The sequence below is a fragment of the Actinomadura hibisca NBRC 15177 genome (assembly GCF_001552635.1).
Lineage (GTDB): Bacteria > Actinomycetota > Actinomycetes > Streptosporangiales > Streptosporangiaceae > Spirillospora > Spirillospora hibisca.
The window spans coordinates 26088-44335 of record NZ_BCRO01000092.1 but is presented as its reverse complement, the minus strand read 5'-3'; the positions used below and the strand labels follow the sequence as shown (position 1 = coordinate 44335).

The following is an 18248-nucleotide window of genomic DNA, read 5'->3' as shown; positions in this document are numbered from 1 at the left end:
CGATCCGCAACGGTGCGAAGCAGGGCCTAAAACCCCCTGATCAAAGGGGTCGCGGGCGTGCGGCGCGGGCGGAAAACCGATCGCCCGCCGAAAGAATGATCAGTAGTGTCCCGGCCATGGAACCGCACGGACAGCTCCTCAACGTGGTCGACGTGGAGGCCACCTGCTGGACCGGGCAACCACCGCCCGGCCAGACGAGCGAGATCATCGAGATCGGGCTGTGCGTGGTGGACTTGGCGGCGCGCGAGCGGGTGGCCAAGCACCGCGTCCTGGTGCGGCCGCAACGCTCGGAGGTCAGCGCGTTCTGCACCGGGCTGACCGGCCTCACTCCGCAGGAGGTGGCACGTGGGGTCACCTTCGCCGAGGCGTGTGAGCTGCTGGTCGAGGCCCATGACGCGCGGAAGCGCGCCTGGGCGAGCTGGGGCGACTACGACCGCAAGCAGTTCGAGCGGCAGTGCGGCCCCGGCGGCCCCCGGTATCCCTTCGGCCGGCGGCACACCAACGCAAAGAAGATCTTCACCGAGGCCCACGGCCTGCGGCGGCGCCCCGGCATGGCCCAGGCGCTGGAGCACGCCGGGCTGCCCCTGGAGGGACGCCACCACAGCGGGCCCGACGACGCCTGGAACATCGGCGCGCTGGTGCTGGAACTGGCCGCCCGGGACGCCTGGCCGGGCTGAGCGCGAGCCACCTCACCAGGTCACCGAGGTTTGGCGCGCGTCGCGCGGGCAGTGATGACTCCAGAAGAGGACCATCTGAAGTCAGACGGTGCCCGGCTGCGACGTTGGAGTTGATGTGGAGCTCAATCTCGACCTTCGGCTGCCCCGCGACGCGGCGAGCGTGCCCGCCGTCCGGCAGCTTCTGGACTCCGCGCTGGAGACGCTGGGCGTCGAGGAGTCCATCCGCGGCGACATCGAGCTGATGCTCAGCGAGGCGTGCGGCAACGTGATCCGGCACGCCGAGGCGGGCGACGACTACACCGTGCGCGTCACGATCGTGGACGAGCGCTGCGTCATCAAGGTGATCGACTCCGGCCGCGGCTTCGACGTGGCGGCGGCCGACGGCGACGGGGCGGGCCCCGACAGCAACGCCGAGTCCGGCCGCGGCATGATGATCATGCGGGCGCTCGCCGACGACGTGCGGTTCCGCAGTTTCCCCGAGAGCGGCGCGCTGGTGGCGCTGGAGAAGCACCTGCGCTACGACGCGGGCTCGCTGGGCGGCAAGTTGTCGGAGGCGACCTCCGACCACCCCGGCTCCGACGGCGCGGGGAGCGTGCGGCCGCTGAGCGGCGCCGACCACGAGCTGGAGGAGTTCGCGACCCGGCTGTTCGACATGGCGCGCAACGGCCAGCACGAGCAGCTCGCCACCTATGTGGAGGCGGGCGTGCCCGCCAACCTCAACAACGAGAAGGGCGACACGCTGCTGATGCTGGCCGCCTACCACGGGCAGACCGCCACGGTGCGGGCGCTGGCGGCGGCCGGGGCCGACCTGGAGCGGCCCAACGACCGGGGGCAGCGGCCGCTGGCGGGCGCGGTGTTCAAGAAGGAGCCCGAGGTGGTGCGGGCCCTGCTGGAGCTGGGCGCCGACCCGTGGGCGGGCGAGCCGTCGGCCGCCGACACCGCCCGGATGTTCGGGCACACCGAGATGCTGGGCTGGTTCGAGGAGGCCAGGTCGGGCCAGCGGAGCTGACCCGACCGACCCGGTCGGTCAGCCCGGCCGACCCGGCTGACCAGCCGAGTCGGGACGCCCGCCCCGCACGGTGGGCGGGCGTCCCGCCCCTCAGCGGTCGAAGGCGATCTCGCTCGGCGGGGTGTTCCCCGTGCGGCCGTTCTCGTTGCGCACGCGCAGCACCGGCAGCGGGATGTCGATGCGCTCGGCGCGGAAGCGGCGGTGCAGCCGCTTCACGAACTCGTGCTTGATGCGGAACTGGTCGCCGAACTCGCCGGTCCGCAGGATGACGGTGAAGCCGATGCCCGAGTCGCCGAAGGTGTGGAAGCGCACCAGCACCTCGGCGTCGGCCACGCCGCCCTCGACCTCGGCCATGACCTCCTGGCCGACCTCGATCACGACCTTCTCCACCTGCTCCAGGTCGCTCTCGTAGGCGACGCTCGCCTGGAGGAGCAGGCCCATGTCCTGGGCGGGCCGGTGGTAGTTGGTGAGGATGGTGTCGGAGAAGCGCTGGTTCGGGATGACCTCGATGTTGTCCGACAACGTGCGGATGGAGGTGTTGCGCCAGTTGATGTCGACGACGTACCCCTCCTGGCCGCTGGACAGCCGGATGTAGTCGCCGGGCTCGATGGTCTTGGACGCCAGCACGTGCACGCCCGCGAACAGGTTGGCCAGGGTGTCCTGGAGGGCCAGCGCCACCGCCAGGCCGCCGACGCCCAGCGCGCCGAGCAGCGGCGTGATCGACACCCCGAGGCTCTGCAGCATGACCAGCAGGCCGATGCCGAGCACCAGCACGCGGGTGATGTTGGCGAAGATGGTGACGTTGGCCGCCACGCCCTGGCGCGCCATCGCCACCGAGGTGACGATGCCCGCGATCAGCCGGGCCAGCGCCAGCGACACGATGATGATCGTGATCGCGGTCAGCACCTTGCGGGTGTAGTTCAGCGCGTCGTGGTTGGGGATGAGGATCTCGGCGGCGATCCACGCCCCGCCCAGCAGCGACATCGGCACCGCGAGGTCGTGCAGCAGCTTGGCCGCCAGGTCGTCCCAGGCCCACCGGGTGTCGCCCGCGCGCCGGTTCAGCCGGCCCGCCAGCATCCGCGAGGCCACGGCGATGCCGATCGCGATCACCATGACGACGGACGCGGCGATCGCCTGGCCCCAGTTCCACCACACGGGCATGACGTCGAACACTCCTCGAAGGCAGGGGATTTGGTCCGGGTATCGGCCCGATCGTAGTGAACCGCCGCCCTCCCCGGGGCGCGAAGCGCACGCCCGGGACGAGGGGGGATACGATCAAGGGGATGGTAGGAACGGGGTTGGTGCGCCGGCTGGGGGTCACGGCGCTGGGACTGCGGAACGGCCCCCACCAGGTGACGGTGCGGCGCGATCTGGAGGTGCCCGCCGCCGACGGCGTCGTGCTGCTCGCCGACCACTACGCGCCGGTCGGCGTGGAGCGCGCCCCGACGATCCTGGTGCGCTCGCCGTACGGGCGGCGCGGGCCGTTCGGGCTGATGTGCGGGCAGGGGTTCGCCTCGCACGGGTTCCAGGCCGTGGTGCAGAGCGTGCGCGGCGGGTTCGGGTCCGGCGGGGTGTTCGAGCCGCTGGACGAGCGCGACGACGGCCTCGCCACCGTCGGGTGGCTGAAAGAGCAGCCGTGGTTCGGCGGCACGTTCGCGATGCACGGGCCGAGCTACCTGGGTTACGTGCAGTGGGCGGTCGCCGCCGAGGCCGGGCCGGAGCTGAAGGCGTTGTCGATGCAGGTCACCGCGTCGCAGTTCCGTGACGCGATCAACGTCGGCGGCACGTTCGCGCTGGAGTCCACGCTGATCTGGGTGGACCTGACCGCGCGCATGAAGCACCCGCTGTCGGGGCTGACGACCGGCATCATGTCGCCGCGCCGGGCCCGCCGGGCGGCGCTGTCGGGCAAACCGCTGGCCGAGCTGGACGTGCTGGCGACCGGGCAGCAGCAGAAGTTCTTCCAGGACCTGCTGGTCAGCGGGCCGGACACCCCGTTCTGGGACCGCCGCGACTTCAGCCCCACGGTGTCGGAGGTCTCCGCGCCGGTGAACATGACCGGCGGCTGGTACGACATCTTCCTGCCGTGGCAGCTCAAGGACTACGCGGCGCTGCGCGCGGCGGGCCACCGCCCCTACCTGACGATCGGCCCGTGGTTCCACGCCGACCAGCGGATGATGCGGGGCTCGATCGGCGAGGCGCTGTCGTGGTTCCGCGCGCATCTGCTGGACGACCCGTCCGGGCTGCGCGAGCAGCCGGTCCGGGTGTACGTGACGGGCGCCGAGGAGTGGCGGGAGTTCCCCGACTGGCCGGTGCCGGGAATGCGCGAGCAGCGCTGGAACCTGCAACCGGGCGGCGGCCTCTCCCCCGACGAGCCGCCGGAATCCGAGCCGGACCGCTACCGCTACGACCCGGCGCACCCGACGCCGTTCCTGGGCGGGCCGACGCTGCTGGGCGAGACCCATCCGTCCACCGACCAGCGCAGGCTGGAGCGCCGCCGGGACGTGCTGACCTTCACCTCCGCCGAGCTGGCCGGGCCGCTGGAGGCGATCGGGCCGGTGGCGGCGGAGCTGTTCGTGCGCTCCGACCGCGAGCACACCGACTTCGTGGTGCGGTTGTGCGACGTCGCGCCGGACGGCACGTCGCTGAACCTGTGCGAGGGGATGCGGCGCCTGGTTCCGGGCGTGGACGATCCGGACGAGGACGGGATTCGCCGGGTGGCGGTGGAACTGTGGCCCGCGGGACACCGTTTCCAGGCCGGTCACCGCATCCGGGTGCAGGTGTGCAGCGGGGCCTACCCGCGCGTCGCCCGCAACCCGGGCACCGGCGAGCCGATCGGCACCGCGACGCGGCTGCTCACCGCCGACCAGGAGGTCTTCCACGCGACGGGCCGGGCGTCGTCGATCTCCTTGCCGGTCGTCGAGGGCTGACCCCGGGTCCCGCTACTTCGCGCGGGCGCGCAGGGCCTCCAGCGCCTTGTCGGCGTGCGCGTTCATCCGCACCTCGCTCTTGACGATCTCCAGCACGCGGCGGTCGGTGCCGATGACGAACGTCTGCCGCTTGGTCGGCATGAGCGCGATGCCGCGCTTGACGCCGAACAGCGCGCGGACCGTCCCGTCGGGGTCCGACAGCAGCGGGTAGCCGAAGCCGTGCTTGTCGGCGAACTCCTTCTGCTTGTCCACCGCGTCGGCGCTGATCCCGACGGGGTGCGCGCCGACCTCGGCCAGCTCGGCGACCAGGTCGCGGAAGTGGCACGCCTCGGCCGTGCAGCCGGGCGTCATCGCGGCCGGGTAGAAGAAGAGCACGACCGGGCCCTTCTCCAGCAGGCCGCTCAGCGTGCGCGGCGTCCCGGTCTCGTCGGGCAGCTCGAAGTCCTGGACCACATCACCGACGTTCATGGGCCCGACGCTAGCAGCGCGGTGATCGCGCCCGTCGTCCAGGCTCCGCGCGCGCCGGGCCGGGCGGCGAGGTAGGCGGCGGCGCGGCCGGCGTCCCAGCCGTGCGCCTCGCGCAGCCCGTGGCCGAGCATGGCCAGGTAGGGGGCGGTGGGCGCGTTCAGGGCGGCCTCGGCGGCGGCCTCGGGGGCGGTGAAGGTCAGCATGGGGTGCCCGCCGCGCTCGCCGATCTTGAGGACGGTCTCGTAGCGGCCGGGGCCGAGGCGCTGGCGGCCGGTGCGCAGCACCTCCGACAGGTCGGGGTCGGTACCGGTCCCGCGCCGCATCTCCTGCGCCATGACGTCGCAGAACTGCTGGCGGGTGAGCAGGTAGGCGCGGGCGGCGGCGCGGCCCGGCAGCGCCGGGTCGTAGAACGCCATGCCGCCGCCCCAGGTGAGGGACTCCAGCGCGAAGTAGATCCCGCCCGGCAGGGTGACCGACCGTTCGGCGCGGGCCGGGCGGGTGTCGCGGCAGCCGGTGTAGCGGCGCGCGCCGCCCGCCGGGGTGCCGCCCGCCAGGTAGCAGGCGAACCGCTCCCGGTACAGGTTGGAGCCGTAGGCGACGTACCAGAGGTCCATGCGCGCGCCTGCCTCAGGAGCGCGACGGGTCGGCGACGGTGGCCAGGAACAGCGGCTCCCCGGTGCGCGTGTCGCGGACGACGAGCACGTAGGGCCGGTCGAACACGACCTTCACGCCCGGCGGCGGCGCGGCCAGCGCGCCCACGCCCGCGCCGGTCGCGGCGGCGGCCTCGGTGCCCTTCTCGTCCATGGTCAGCGACGCCGCGTGCCGCACGAACGCCAGCCGGGTCGCCTTGGGCGAGATGCCGGTCAGGTCGGCGTCGCCGGAGAACGCCGTGCCCATCCCGAGGCCGGTCAGCAGCGGTTTCAGGTCGGCGCGCGAGCGGAGTTCGACCTTGGGGACGGTCAGGTCGAGCAGGGTCGGCCTGAGCGCGCCGGTGATCTTGGCGAGGGCGGCGGCGTCCACGCGCGGGCAGGCGGCGGGCCTGTCGGGCAGCAGCGCCGTCATGGCGAGGGCGCCGCCCCGGTAGGGCATGTCGACCGCCGTCCAGCCGGGGACGCGGGCCAGGCCGTACTGCCCGGCCCGGTTCATCGTGGTGGCCTGGACGGTGCGCGCGTCGGCGGTGGTGAACGGGGTCCGGCCGGTGCCGCTCCGCTTGAACTCCGCCGCCCAGCGCGCCTTGAGGTAGACGGCGTCGGTGAGGATCCAGCCCACGTCCCTGGTCACCGCGCCCTCGGGCAGCAGGTCGCTGATCCGGCCCCGGGTGGACTTCTCGACAGCCTCGTTGACGGTGCGGCGCGCGCCGTCCGGGTCGCCCTGGATGTCGAGGAGGTTGAGGCCCGCGTCGTAGGCGGTCGCGACCCGGTTCAGGTAGTCCTGGCTGGGCGGGTTCTGCTTGTCGGACCACACCTGGTCGGTGATGTGCAGGGTGGTGTCGCCGCCGATCCCCTTCATCGCCCGGTTGCGCGCGTTAAGGCCGGGCAGCGGGTCCCCCTTCGGCAACGCGAGGGTGCGGGCCATCGCCTTGGCGGTCTCGCCCCGCGCGCCCAGATGCACCATTCCGAGCCCGCTCGCCACGCTGCTGGGCGACAGCACGACGTTCGCGCGGGGATCCTCCTGGCACCACGCGTGCATCAGGTTGAGCCCGAAAACGGTGTCGGCGCGGGCGAACGGGCGCGGATCGACCGGCGCGACCCGTGCGGACACGCCGCGCACAGTGCGAATTTTTTGCCCCGGCTCGGAGCCGCACGCGGCGAGCGTTCCGAGGGGAAGCGCCGCACCCAGGGAAGCGGCGAAAAGCCTGGTCATCGCAGGTTTCCCGGGCAGCAGAGGCATTCTGCTTGGACGCCGCCCACCGTGATCCGGTTCCCCGAAAAGGCTTGCCCGCACGGCATGTTGGGGTGACCTGCGCCACACGCATGTTTGCGGTGATCACCCATCGGGGATACGTTCAGAGCGACCGCCGCGCGAATCGGTGGGGACTGAACTCCCCCCGCCGCTTCCTTCCTCCTGGGAGGGATTCCCGCTGGCGGGCCACCACGAAGGTGTCTAAGACGCAGATACCTCCAGGTCACTCATGCCCTGAGCCCGGAGGATCACATCATGCGCCGCCCCCTGAACATCGCCTTCGTCTCCGCCGCCGACCTCGACGGCGACAGCGTGCAGGCCATCCACGTCCGGGAACTCGCCAAGGCCCTGGCCCGCCCCGCCACCGAGGGCGCCGAGGGCAACCAGGTCACCGTCTACACCCGCCGCGCCGACGCCGCCGCCCGCGGCCGGACCCGCCTCGCCCCCGGCGCCGCGCTGGTCCAGCTGGACGCCGGGCCCGCCCGCCCGCTGAGCGACGCCGAGGCGCTGGAGCACGTCCGCGACCTCGCCGACGCGCTGCGCCGCCGCTGGTCCGGCGCGCACCGCCCCGACGTCGTGCACGCCCACGGCTGGATCGGCGGCCTGGCCGCCTGCGCCGCCGCCCGCGAGCTGGACATCCCCTTCGTCGCCAGCTACCACGGCCTCGCCGCCGGCGAGCGCCGCCTCGGCCACGAGGTGCACCCGGCCCGGATGCGGCTGGAGCGCGCGATCGGCTGCGGCGCCGACCTGGTGCTGGCCGCCCACACCGGCGAGCGCAACGCGCTGGTCCGCATGGGCGTGCCGCGGCCGCACGTCGGCGTGCTGCCCTACGGCGTGGACGGCGACCTGTTCAGCCAGGTCGGCCCGGCCATGCCGCGCGGCGACCGGGCCCGCCTGGTCACCGTCAGCCGCGACCTGGAGGACGGCGGCGTCGCCACCGCGATCCGCGCCCTGGCCCACGTCCCCGACGCCGAGCTGGCCGTCGCGGGCGGCCCGGCGCGCGAGGAGCTGGAGAACGACCCGGCGGTGCACCGGCTGCGGATGCTGGCCAAGGAGCTGCACGTGGCCGACCGCGTGATCTTCCTGGGCCGGCTGCCCCGCAAGTCGCTGCCCAAGCTGCTGCGCACCGCCCGCCTGGTGTTGTCGCTGGCGCCCTACCAGCCGTCGTCGATGGTGCCGCTGGAGGCCATGGCCTGCGGCGTCCCGGTCGTGGCGACCCCGTCGGGCGGCAACGCCGACAGCGTGCTGGACGGCATCACCGGCCTGCACGTCCCGGCCGACCGGCCCACCATGATCGGCCGCACGCTGCGCAAGCTGCTGGCCGAGGAGACCACGCTGCACGGCTGGGCGATCGCCGCCGCCGACCGCGCCGGGTCGCGCTACTCCTGGACCCGGATCGCCGCCGAGACCCTGCGCTCCTACGACAAGGTGCTGCCGGTCCCGGTGGTCGAGGAGGAGCCCGCGGCCGAGGGCGCCGCCGAGGAGGCCCCGGCGGCCGTCGGGGCCGCCCAGGACAACGAGCTGGCCGCCGCCCTGGCGAGCTGACCCTCGGTCCCGGGACGCCCCCGGGCCGCGCACGGGCCCCCGATCCGTCAGGATCAGGGGGCCCATGCGCTTTCATGGCCTTTGTCCCTGTTGGTGGCCCCGAATGGCATACTCGGGGCGTGGGGGACGGGGAACGCGACCAGGTCGCACAGCAGGTCGCACAGGGCGCGCGGGTCGCACCGCGCGGCGCGCTGATCGGGCGGGCCGCCGAGTTCGGCATGCTCGCCGCCGCGCTGGACAAGGCCGACGGCGGCTCGGCCGGGGTGGCGCTGGTGAGCGGCGACGCCGGGGTGGGCAAGTCCCACCTGACCGGCGCGCTGGCCGCCGCCGCCCGGGAGCGCGGCTGGACCGTGCTGGCCGGGCAGTGCGCCGAGCTGGGCGAGAGCATCCCCTACCTGCCGCTCGCCGACGCGTTGTGGAGCGGCGTGCGCGACCCCGCCGCCGGGCGGGTGCGCGACGCGCTGGGGACGCGGCCGGTGCTGGGGCGGCTGCTGCCCGACGCGGGCGGCGGGCCCGACGGGGTGTCGGAGCTGGGCCAGCAGCAGCTGTTCGGCGCGGTCCTCGGCCTGCTGGGCGAGCTGGGCGCCGACCGGCCGGTGCTGCTGGTGCTGGAGGACCTGCACTGGGCCGACCGCTCGACCCGCCACCTGCTGACGTTCCTGTCCCGGGTGCTCCAGCGCGAGCGGGTCTGCCTGGTCGGCACCTACCGCTCCGACGACCTGCACCGGCGGCACCCGCTGCGGCCGGTGGTCGCCGAGCTGCTGCGGCTGCCGAACGTGGCGGCGGTGGACCTGCGGCCGTTCGGTCCGGGCGAGACCGCCGAGTACCTGGCGTTCCTGGACGGCGGCCGCGCGCCGTCGGCCGAGGAGGCCGCGCGGGTGCACCAGCGGTCGGAGGGCAACGCGTTCTACGCCGCCGAGCTGCACGCGGCCGCCCGCAGCGGCGAGGAGCTGCCCGCCGGGCTCGCCGACCTGCTGCTGGCGCGGATGGAGCGGTTGTCGGACCAGGGCCAGCGGGTGGTGCGGGTCGCGGCGGTCGCGGGCCGCCGCGTCAACGACGAGCTGGTGCGCCGGGTGTCGGGGCTGGACGAGCAGGCCGTGGGCGAGGCGCTGCGCGAGATCGTCTCGCACCAGCTGCTGGTGCCCGACGGCGCGGAGGGCTACCGGTTCCGGCACGCGCTGCTGGCCGAGGCGGTCTACGCCGACCTGCTGCCGGGCGAGCGCACCCGGCTGCACGCGGCGTTCGCGGCGCTGCTGGCCGAGCCGCCCGCGCGCGACCTGCCCCGGGCGGCCGCCGAGCGCGCCCACCACAGCATGGCCGCCCACGACCTGCCGGTGGCGTTCGCTGCGTCGGTGCGGGCCGGGCGCGAGGCCGACGAGATGGGCGCGCCCGACGAGGCCGTGGAGCACTACGACCGGGCGCTGGAGTTGTGGGAGGCGGTGCCCGGCGCCGCGGAGACCGCCGGGACCGACCGCGTCCGGCTGTCGCTGGCGGCGGCGCTGGCGACGGCGCGGGCGGGCGACCGGCGGCCCGCCGTGCACCGGCTGCGCCGCCTGCTGGAGCTCGCCGACCCGGCCGACGTGCGGCTGGGCGTGCGGATCCGGGAGAACCTGGCGTCGAGCCTGTCCGACATCGACGAGGAGGTCGAGGCGCTGGAGGTCGCGCGCGAGGCGGTCGCGATGTTGCCGGCCGATCCGCCCACGCCCGAGCGGGCCGCCGCGCTGGCCGCCTACGTCCGCATCCTCCACTTCCAGCCCGGCCACGAGGCCGTCCCCGAGCTGGCCGCCGAGGCGATGGCCGCCGCCCGCGCGACCGGCGCGGCCGACGCCGAGGCCAGCGCGCTGGTGACGCTGGCGCTCTACCGCGAGTCGCTGGAGGCCGACCCCGAGGCGGTCGGCCTGTTCGGGCGCGCCCGCGACCTGGCGATCGGCACGGGCAACCATCCGGTGGCGCTGCGCGCGGCCTTCCAGTACGCGCGCGCCCTGTTCGAGCGCGGCGACCTGGCCCGCGCGACCGCCGCGGCCGACGAGGGCGTGGCGTTCGCGCTGGCCAACGGCGTGGGCTGGAGCACCTACGGCACCACCATGCGCTGCCTCCAGTACCTGATCCACTACGCGTCCGGCGACTGGGCGCGGGCCGGGCGGCTGGCCGAGGACTTCGCCGTGCAGGCGGTGCGCACGCCCGAGGCGCAGGTGTCGGCGTACGCGCTGTTCACCGAGATCGCCCAGGGCGACCCCGTCGCCGACGAGCGGCTGCGCTGGATCGCGCCGCTGTGGTCGCAGGACACGTTCCTGGCGTTCGTGGCGCGCGGCCTGGCCGCCGAGCACGCGCTGTGGCGGGGCGACACCGGCGGCGGCCTGGCGCACGCGCGCGCGGCGCTGGACGCCCTCTACCCCTACGACGCCGGGGCCGTCCGGGTGGCCGCGACGGCTCTGTGGGCGCTGGCCGACCGCGTCGCGGCCGGTGAGCAGCCGGACCTGGAGGCGGCCGAGGTCCTGGTGAAGCGGGCCCGCGACGCCGCGTCCCTCTCCCCCAACGGCGCGCCGCGCGCCTGGTTCGGCATGGAGGGCAAGGCGTGGCTGGCGCGCGCCGAGGCCGACTATCTCCGCGCGGTCGGCCGCAACGATCCCGAGGCGTGGCGCAGGTCGGCCAAGGCGTTCACCTACGGCGACCCCGACGGCGGGTTCCGGTACGAGGTGGCGCGGTCGCGGTGGCGGCTGGCCGAGGCGCTGGTCGAGCACGGCGACCGCGAGGGGGCGGCCGAGGCGTGGCGGCCCGCCGTGGCGGCGGCCGAGCGGCTGGGGGCCGCGCCGCTGCTGGCGGCGCTGCGCGACCTGGGCACCCGCGCCCGGCTGGAGAACGGCCGCGGCGGCGGCGAGGGGGCGGGGCCGCTGGCCGCGCTCACCGCGCGCGAGCACGAGGTGCTGAAGCTGGTCGCCGAGGGCCTGGGCAACAAGGAGATCGCAGCGGCGCTGTACATCTCGCCCAAGACCGCCAGCGTGCACGTCTCCAACATCATGGGCAAGCTCGGCGTCACGGGCCGCACCCAGGCGGCGGCGATCGCGCACCGGGCGGGCCTGCTCAGCGCAGCAGACCCCGGCCCGGGACCAGGGGCAGGTCCAGGGCGGTGAGCAGCCCGGCGGGCGCTTCGACGACGGCGGGCACGGCGTTCACCAGGCGCATCGCGGTGGCCTTGAGCCCGGCGGTGTTGTGGTCGCCGTCCTCGCCGAGCAGTTGCAGGTCCAGGGTGTAGTTGGGCTCGCCGGTCACCGTGACGCGGTAGCACCCGGCCCCGGCGGGCTGCGGCCAGTCGGGGGCCAGGTCGTCGCGCAGCCGGGTGACGTGCTCCAGCACGACGGCGGGACGGCCGCCGAGCATCCCGCGCACCTCGAAGCGCAGCGCGGCGGCGGTGCCCTTCTCGATCGTGCCGGAGGCCACCTGGAAGGTCTCGGAGGCGGGCAGGCGGGTGTGGTGCTCCACGACCTCGTCCAGCTCGACGCCGAGCCCGGCGGCGATCTGGCGGACGACGCTGCCCCACGCCATGGTGAGCACGCCCGGTTGCAGCAGCATGGGCGTCTCGTCCAGGGGGCCGCCGAAACCCATGATGTCGAACAGCACGGTGCCCTGGTCGTAGGTGGCGTAGTTGAGGACCTCCATGCAGCGGACCTCGTCGATGCGCTCGCTGATGCCGGTCAGCGCCAGCGGCAGCACGTCGTTGGCGAAGCCGGGGTCGATGCCGTTGACGAAGATCGACGTGCCGCCCTCGGCGGCGGCGGCGCGCACCGGGTCGGCCATCTCCGGCGGGACCACGCCGTCGGGGAACTGGAGGAACACCGGGCTGCTGGACACCACGTTCGCGCCCGAGCGCAGGATGCGGCACAGATCGTCGATCGCCTCCATGATCCGCACGTCGGCCATGGCGGTGTAGACGACGCAGTCGGGGCGCAGCGCCAGCGCCTCGGCCTCGTCCCCGGTGGCGGCCACGCCGAGGGAGCGGCCGAGCCCGGCCAGCTCGCCCGCGTCCCGGCCTGCCTTGGCGGGGCTGGACACCCAGACCCCGGCCAGTTCGAGGTCGGGGTGGGCGTCGATCCCGGCCAGGGTGTTGCGGCCGACGTTGCCGGTGCTCCATTGGACGACGCGGTAGGTCATGCGGGGTCTCCTGCGGGCGGTGGGGCGGGCGACGGGTCGCGGGCTACAGGTCGGGCAGGCCGAGGTCGAGGTTGGGGGTGTCGATGCCGCCGTCCACGCGCAGGACCGCGCCGGTGGTGTAGGCGGCGGCCGGGGAGGCGAGGTAGAGGACGGCGGCGGCCACGTCCTCGGGGTCGCCGATGCGGCCGAGCGGGGTGCCGGACTCCATCTGGGTGCGCAGCTCGTCGCTGGACATGACGATGTCGAGCGCGGAGGTGGCGACCGAGCCGACCGCGATGGCGTTGACGCGGACGCGGGGCGCGAGGTCGGCGGCGGCCAGCCGGGTGTAGTGCGCGAGGGCGGCCTTGGCGCTGCCGTAGGCGGCGTAGCCGCGACCGGCGATCCGGCCCATCACCGAGGAGATGTTGACGACGGAGCCGCCGTGCTCCAGCAGGTGCGGGACGGCGGCGCGGGTCAGGGCGTGCGCGTTGCTCACGTTGAACTGGAACGCGTTCTCAAGATGGCGCGGCTCGGTGTCCATGAGGGGCCGGGGCAGCGCGCCGCCGACGTTGTTGACCACGATGTCCAGGCGGCCGAAGCCCTCGGCGGCGCGTCCGGCGAGCGCGGCGGCGGCGTCGGGGTCCGACAGGTCGGCCGGAACGACCAGGGCGCGCCGCCCGGCGGCCTCCACCTCGGCCGCCACCTTGTGCAACTGCTCCTCGGTGCGCGCCGACAGCACCACGTCGGCGCCCGCCTGGGCCAGCGCCACGGCGGTCGCGGCGCCGATGCCCCGGCCCGCGCCGGTGACGACGGCCGCCCGGCCGTCGATGCGGAACCGTTCCCAGATCATCGGCCCACCTCCGTCGTGCCGCCAGCGTAGACGTAAGTAGAACGTGTTTCAATGACCTGGCACGGGCGGCGCCTTGCGCGCGGCGGCGGGCGCTGTCAACCCCCGGGGCCGGTCCCGGGCAACGTTCCCGGAGAGGAGGCCCGGACGCGGGACACGGGGCGCGTCCTGAGGTACACCGGAGGAACGCACCCTGACGCGCCGGAGGTGGTGCCGCGATGTCCCGTCGTCGAGCCCGGCCGCGCGGCCCGCGCCGCGCCTCGTGCCCCAGCGGCAAGGTGCGGTTCCGCGACCGCATCGCCGCGACCCTCGCGCTGGCCACGATCCAGCACGACGACCGTCCCGGCCGCCCCAAGGTGGAGGCGCGCGTCTACCGCTGCCCCTCCTGCGCGGGCTGGCACCTGACCTCCAGCCGCCCGCTCCGGCGCTGAGCCGTCCCGTCCGGCGCTGATACGTCAGGCCGACCCGGGGCCAGGCCGGCCCGGAGGCAGGCTTGGGCGGGGGGTCAGGCCAGCAGGTCGAACTCGGTGCCGACGCCCGCCTCGGCGGCGGCGCGGTAGGCGGTCCAGGCCAGCGCCAGGTCCTGCCAGGGCAGGCCGACCGGCGCGTAGACGGTGATCTCGCGCTCGCGGACGCGGCCGGGCACCTGGCCGCGCAGCAGGTCGCGCAGGGTCCCGGCGGCGTGCTTGACGTCCAGCCCGGCGGCGGCCAGCACGCCCATCTCCACCGACAGCGCCACGTCGTCCACCACCACGCGCGCGGCCTGCACGAGGTCGGGGGCCAGCTCGCACTTGCCGGGCTCGTCGGCGCCCAGCGAGGTGAGGTGCGCGCCGGGGACGACGTCGGCGGCGTGCAGCAGCGGGCGGCGCGCCCACGTCGCGACGACGATGATGTCGGCGCCCTGCGCGGCCACGCGCGGCTCGGCGGCGACCGAGGCGGGCACGTTGAGGCGCGCGCCGTGCCGCTCGGCGAAGTCGGTGGCGCGGCGGGGGTCCAGGTCGCAGACCGTCAGCTCGCGGGCGGCGCGGAGCTGCGACAGGCCCAGCATGACCAGCTCGGCCTGCGCGCCCGCGCCGATCACCGCGACCTTGGCGGCGGCGCGGCGGGCCAGCGCGTGGGTGCCGAGCGCGGCGGCGAGGCCGGTGCGCCAGGCGGTCACCGTGCCCGAGTCCAGCAGCGCCAGCAGCTCGCCGGTCTCCAGGTCGTGCAGGCACACCACGCCGCGCAGCGCGGGCCGCGCGCCGGGGAACTTGGCGTTGACCTTGACGGTGTAGGCGGGCACGCCCTCGATCAGGCCGGGGATCAGCGCGGTGGCGCTGCCCTGGCCGGGCAGGGGGGTGACGACGCGCCGCGCCGCCACCTCCCCGGGCTCGGCGGTGAAGCCGCGGCGCAGCGCGGCCAGGCAGTCGGCCGGGTCCAGCAGCGACTGGAGGTCGGAGCGGTTCAGCAGGAGGGTCACCGGGCCATTGTCCCGTCGTGTCCGGTCCCGGGTCGAGCCGCGGGCCGGACACTACTGCGGGCGGCGACGCTCGGAGACCAGATCGTCCCACTCGGTGACCCAGTTGCGGCCGTCGTCGTCGATGAACGAGCCGGGCGGCGCCTTGACGTGGTGCCGTTGCAGCCACTCCCCCGGCCGCCGCATCGACGGCCGCACGCGCCCGTCGCTCGGCATGAGCTGCGGCGGGATCGGCGCGGGCATGGCCTGGAGCCCCTGGCCCTCGTTGTCCAGCTCCGCCTGGTCCTTCTCCTCGGCCATCCCGATCGGGCCCTGGCGGCGGGCGTTGAAGAACTGGTTGACCGCCGGGTGGGTGCTGGACAGGACCATCTCGCGCGGCCCGAACATGACCAGGCCGCGCCGGAACAGCAGTCCGAGGTTGTCGGGCAGCACGCGGGCGGTGCCGATGTCGTGGGTGACGATCAGGAACGTCGCGCCCAACTCGCAGTTGAGGTCCACGAACAGCTGGTTCAGGTAGGCGGTGCGGACCGGGTCCAGGCCCGAGTCCGGCTCGTCGGCCAGGATGATCTCCGGATCGAGGACCAGCGCGCGGGCCAGTCCGGCGCGCTTCTTCATCCCGCCGGAGATCTCGCCCGGGAGCTTGTCCTCGGCCCCGGTGAGGCCGACCATCTCCATCTTCTCCCGCACGATGTTGCGGATCTCGGTCTCGCCCTTCCTGGTGTGCTCGCGCAGCGGGAAGGCGATGTTGTCGTAGATGCTCATGGAGCCGAACAGGGCGCCGTCCTGGAAGAGCACGCCGAACTGGCGGCGCATCTCGTAGAGCTCGCTCTCGCGCAGCCGGGGCACGTCGCCGTCGCCGACGAACACGTGGCCGCGGTCGGGCCGCAGCAGCCCGATGAGGTTCTTGAGGAAGACGGACTTGCCGGTGCCCGACGGCCCCAGCAGGGCGGAGATCTCACCGGAGGGGATCGTGAAGGTCACGTCCTCCCAGATGGTCTGCCGCCCGAACGACTTCTTGAGCCCTTCCACCCGGATCTCGATGCCCATGGCGACTCCCAGGACGGGTGAACCGGGCACGGGGGTTCCGCGGCTGTTGTCCGGCCCCCGCCGTCTCTGACGATACGTCCGCTTCCGCGGGCGGGACAGACCCGTTCCGGGACCGATATTGGACATTCGGTCCAGTGTGGGGGCGGGCCGTCGCGGGGCATGTTCCCGGTCACTTTGCGGCCGGTGACCCAGAGCCGTCCGCGCGCCTGTGATCACGTGGAATCCAGTGCCGCTACCGAAGGGAACGCCCTGTGATCCACACTGGTCCGCCCCGCTCCCCGGACCGCGAGGTCCCGCCCGTCCCGCGCGGCCCGGCCCGGTGGTTGCGCCGGGTCGGCCACCGCGCGTTCGGCGTGCACGACGCGCAGGCCCGCTCCATGGGCCTGGAGCCGGCCGAGTCGCGGGACGGCCTGCGCCGCCGCTACCGCGACCCCCGGTTCGACCTGCGCGCCGCCTGCCCGGTGCACCGGGGGCCGGTCGGGACCGTCTGCGGGTTCTGCCGCGCGCGGTTCTTCCGGCGGGTGCCGTGAGGGCCGTGCGCCGTCACCCCGTGCCCGTCACCCCGTGCCCGTCACCCCGTGCCCGTCACAGGGACGGCGGGACCTCCAGGGTCCGCATGACCTCGGCGATCACGTCGGCCTGGCGGGGCATCAGGTAGAAGTGGTCGCCCGGGAAGGACCGCAGCGCGAACCGGCCGTCGGTCAGCTCGGCCCAGCGCGCGGCGCGGGCCTCGTCCACGTGCGGGTCGGCGTCGCCGATGAGCGCGGTGAGCGGGGCGTTCAGGCGGGGCGCGGCGGTGTGGGCGTAGTCCTCGATCAGCTTGAAGTCGTTGCGGATGTAGGGCAGGACCAGCTCGCGCAGCTCGGGGTTCTGCAACGCCTCGGCGTCGGTGCCGCCGAGCTTCACGATCGCGTCGACCAGGCCGTCGTCGTCCCGGCCGGCGACGCGCTCGTCGTCGCCGCGGTCGTGCGGCGGGCGCGCGCCGGAGGCGAACACGTGGACCGGCGGGCGGCCCCGCTCCTGGAGCAGGCGGGCGACCTCGTAGGCCAGCACCGCGCCCATGCTGTGCCCGAACAGCGCGAACGGCCGGTCGGTGAGCGGCGCCATGGCCCCCGCGATGAGGCGGACGAGCTGCCCGGCGTCGGTGACCATCGCGTCGCGCATCCGGTCGGCGCGGCCCGGGTACTGCACCGCCTGCACCTCGACGGCCGGGCTGATCTCCTTGGCCCAGCTCCGGTAGAACACCGCCGACCCGCCCGCGTGCGGCAGGCAGAACAGCCGCATCGACGCCCAGGGGCGCGTCTCGGCGCAGCGGAACCAGGTCATGGGATCAGCTCCTGTTCGGACGGGGCGCGCACGACGTCCTGCGCGGCCTCCTGCACGACTTCCCGCACGGCATGCCGCGCGGCGCGCTGGCGCGGGTCGCAGGGCAGCGGCCAGGGGGCGAGGCGCGGGTCGGGCACGGTCTTGGGCGTGGTCGACTCCAGCGCCACCCGGAACCCGCGGCGGCGGTAGTTGGCCAGCGCGTTGGGGTGGTCCAGGGTGCTGGTGCGCAGCCACACGCGGCTGGCCGGGCCCGCGTGCTCGGCCCAGGACGCGCCGCGCTGCCAGGCGCGGCGCACGCACTGCTCGACCAGGTGGCCGCCGTTGCCGTGCCCGACGAAGGCGGGGGTGAGCCCCACCAGGTGGATCTCGGTGTCGCCGCCGGGCTGCGCCTCGATCTCGAAGAACCCGGCGAGCGTGCCCTCGGCCTGCACCAGCCAGGTGCCGAGCTCGGGGCGCGACACCCAGGCGTCCCAGTCGGCGTAGGACCAGCCGAACCGGTCGGTCCAGCACACCCGCGCGCCGACGGCCGCGTACAGCGCCCGGTTGACGTCGGGCGAGGGCACGCGGGCCAGGGAGAAGGCCATCTCGACGGCCGGGGCCGGGGCGGGCCGCAGGTCGGCGGGATCGCGCATCTCCATGGCCCACTCGGTGACGGCGGGGAGCTCGACTCCGCCGGTCACGCCGTCAGTCACCCATCGCCCGGACGAGGCTCCTGGGGCGCATGTCGGTCCAGTTGGCCTCGATGTACTCCACGCACGCGGCGCGGGTGTCCTCGGCCTTGGCGACGGTCCAGCCGGCGGGGACCTCGGCGAACGACGGCCACAACGAGTGCTGGCCCTCGTCGTTGACGAGCACGGAGTAGGTGCCTTCGGGGTCCTCGAACGGGTTGGTCATCTGGGGGTCCTTCCCACGGGGG

Annotated in this window: 18 protein-coding genes; 7 read left to right on the top strand and 11 right to left on the bottom strand. The window is 74.6% G+C overall.

What is annotated here, in order from left to right; translation table 11 throughout:
- Positions 1–116 precede the first annotated feature (116 nt).
- Both AH6_RS34430 and AH6_RS46975 read left to right on the top strand, forming a co-directional pair.
- Positions 117–677, top strand: a complete 561-nt coding sequence (locus AH6_RS34430; protein ID WP_067488604.1) for a 3'-5' exonuclease — start codon at positions 117–119, stop codon at positions 675–677.
- Positions 678–792: 115 nt separating this feature from the next.
- Positions 793–1686 (top strand): ATP-binding protein, encoded by an 894-nt coding sequence (locus AH6_RS46975; protein WP_169807960.1) that lies wholly within the window; start codon positions 793–795, stop codon positions 1684–1686.
- A 90-nt stretch (positions 1687–1776) separates the two neighbouring features.
- Here the strand turns inward: AH6_RS46975 and AH6_RS34420 are convergent, their stop codons facing one another.
- On the bottom strand, positions 1777–2847 hold the full coding sequence (locus AH6_RS34420; protein ID WP_067488601.1) for a mechanosensitive ion channel family protein: 1071 nt from the start codon (positions 2845–2847) through the stop codon (positions 1777–1779).
- A 140-nt stretch (positions 2848–2987) separates the two neighbouring features.
- Between AH6_RS34420 and AH6_RS34415 the strand changes: the two genes are divergently transcribed.
- Positions 2988–4613 (top strand): CocE/NonD family hydrolase, encoded by a 1626-nt coding sequence (locus AH6_RS34415; RefSeq protein WP_245679596.1) that lies wholly within the window; start codon positions 2988–2990, stop codon positions 4611–4613.
- Positions 4614–4625: 12 nt separating this feature from the next.
- Here AH6_RS34415 and AH6_RS34410 read toward each other — a convergent pair whose 3' ends face one another.
- The 3 genes from AH6_RS34410 to AH6_RS34400 are packed head-to-tail and all read right to left on the bottom strand — an operon-like array spanning position 4626 to position 6842.
- Entirely contained in the window at positions 4626–5081 is a 456-nt protein-coding gene (locus AH6_RS34410) for a peroxiredoxin (RefSeq protein ID WP_067488598.1), read from the bottom strand.
- A complete protein-coding gene (locus AH6_RS34405) occupies positions 5078–5695 on the bottom strand; it encodes a histone deacetylase (protein WP_067488596.1) in 618 nt (205 codons plus the stop codon). Before AH6_RS34405 ends, AH6_RS34410 begins: the two co-directional genes overlap by 4 nt.
- Positions 5696–5708: 13 nt before the next feature.
- The gene (locus AH6_RS34400) at positions 5709–6842 is read right to left on the bottom strand and encodes a serpin family protein (protein ID WP_245679595.1); all 1134 of its coding nucleotides are present in this window, start codon (positions 6840–6842) and stop codon (positions 5709–5711) included.
- 396 nt (positions 6843–7238) lie between these two features.
- On the opposite strand from AH6_RS34400, the gene AH6_RS34395 reads away from it, so the two are divergent.
- Positions 7239–8528: a glycosyltransferase gene (locus AH6_RS34395; RefSeq protein ID WP_067488591.1), complete on the top strand. Its 1290-nt coding sequence runs from the start codon at positions 7239–7241 to the stop codon at positions 8526–8528.
- 119 nt (positions 8529–8647) lie between these two features.
- A complete protein-coding gene (locus AH6_RS46840) occupies positions 8648–11659 on the top strand; it encodes a helix-turn-helix transcriptional regulator (RefSeq protein WP_281180298.1) in 3012 nt (1003 codons plus the stop codon).
- Here the strand turns inward: AH6_RS46840 and AH6_RS34385 are convergent.
- Together AH6_RS34385 and AH6_RS34380 are read right to left on the bottom strand one after the other, a co-directional pair.
- Positions 11610–12677 (bottom strand): NAD(P)H-dependent amine dehydrogenase family protein, encoded by a 1068-nt coding sequence (locus AH6_RS34385; RefSeq protein ID WP_067488589.1) that lies wholly within the window; start codon positions 12675–12677, stop codon positions 11610–11612. The two genes, AH6_RS46840 and AH6_RS34385, sit on opposite strands and share 50 nt — an antisense overlap.
- 43 nt (positions 12678–12720) lie before the next feature.
- Positions 12721–13506, bottom strand: coding sequence for an SDR family oxidoreductase (locus AH6_RS34380; protein ID WP_067488587.1), 786 nt, complete (start codon positions 13504–13506; stop codon positions 12721–12723).
- A 215-nt stretch (positions 13507–13721) separates the two neighbouring features.
- On the opposite strand from AH6_RS34380, the gene AH6_RS34375 reads away from it, so the two are divergent.
- The gene (locus tag AH6_RS34375) at positions 13722–13934 is read left to right on the top strand and encodes a hypothetical protein (RefSeq protein ID WP_067488585.1); all 213 of its coding nucleotides are present in this window, start codon (positions 13722–13724) and stop codon (positions 13932–13934) included.
- Positions 13935–14008: 74 nt separating this feature from the next.
- Here the strand turns inward: AH6_RS34375 and AH6_RS34370 are convergent, their stop codons facing one another.
- Positions 14009–14962 carry an ornithine cyclodeaminase family protein gene (locus AH6_RS34370; protein WP_067488583.1) on the bottom strand — a complete coding sequence of 318 codons (954 nt, stop codon included), beginning with the start codon at positions 14960–14962 and terminating at the stop codon, positions 14009–14011.
- A gap of 51 nt (positions 14963–15013) precedes the next feature.
- A complete protein-coding gene (locus AH6_RS34365) occupies positions 15014–16006 on the bottom strand; it encodes an ABC transporter ATP-binding protein (RefSeq protein WP_067488582.1) in 993 nt (330 codons plus the stop codon).
- 251 nt (positions 16007–16257) lie between these two features.
- Between AH6_RS34365 and AH6_RS34360 the strand changes: the two genes are divergently transcribed.
- A complete protein-coding gene (locus tag AH6_RS34360) occupies positions 16258–16536 on the top strand; it encodes a hypothetical protein (RefSeq protein WP_067488580.1) in 279 nt (92 codons plus the stop codon).
- Between the two features lie 55 nt (positions 16537–16591).
- Here the strand turns inward: AH6_RS34360 and AH6_RS34355 are convergent, their stop codons facing one another.
- The 3 genes from AH6_RS34355 to AH6_RS34345 are packed head-to-tail and all read right to left on the bottom strand — an operon-like array spanning position 16592 to position 18226.
- Positions 16592–17332: a thioesterase II family protein gene (locus AH6_RS34355; RefSeq protein WP_067488578.1), complete on the bottom strand. Its 741-nt coding sequence runs from the start codon at positions 17330–17332 to the stop codon at positions 16592–16594.
- Positions 17329–18012, bottom strand: coding sequence for a GNAT family N-acetyltransferase (locus AH6_RS34350; protein ID WP_245679594.1), 684 nt, complete (start codon positions 18010–18012; stop codon positions 17329–17331). The genes AH6_RS34355 and AH6_RS34350 overlap by 4 nt, the downstream gene beginning before the upstream one ends.
- Positions 18013–18016: 4 nt before the next feature.
- Complete coding sequence (locus AH6_RS34345) at positions 18017–18226, bottom strand: MbtH family protein (protein ID WP_067488576.1); 210 nt, start codon at positions 18224–18226, stop codon at positions 18017–18019.
- Positions 18227–18248: the final 22 nt, after the last annotated feature.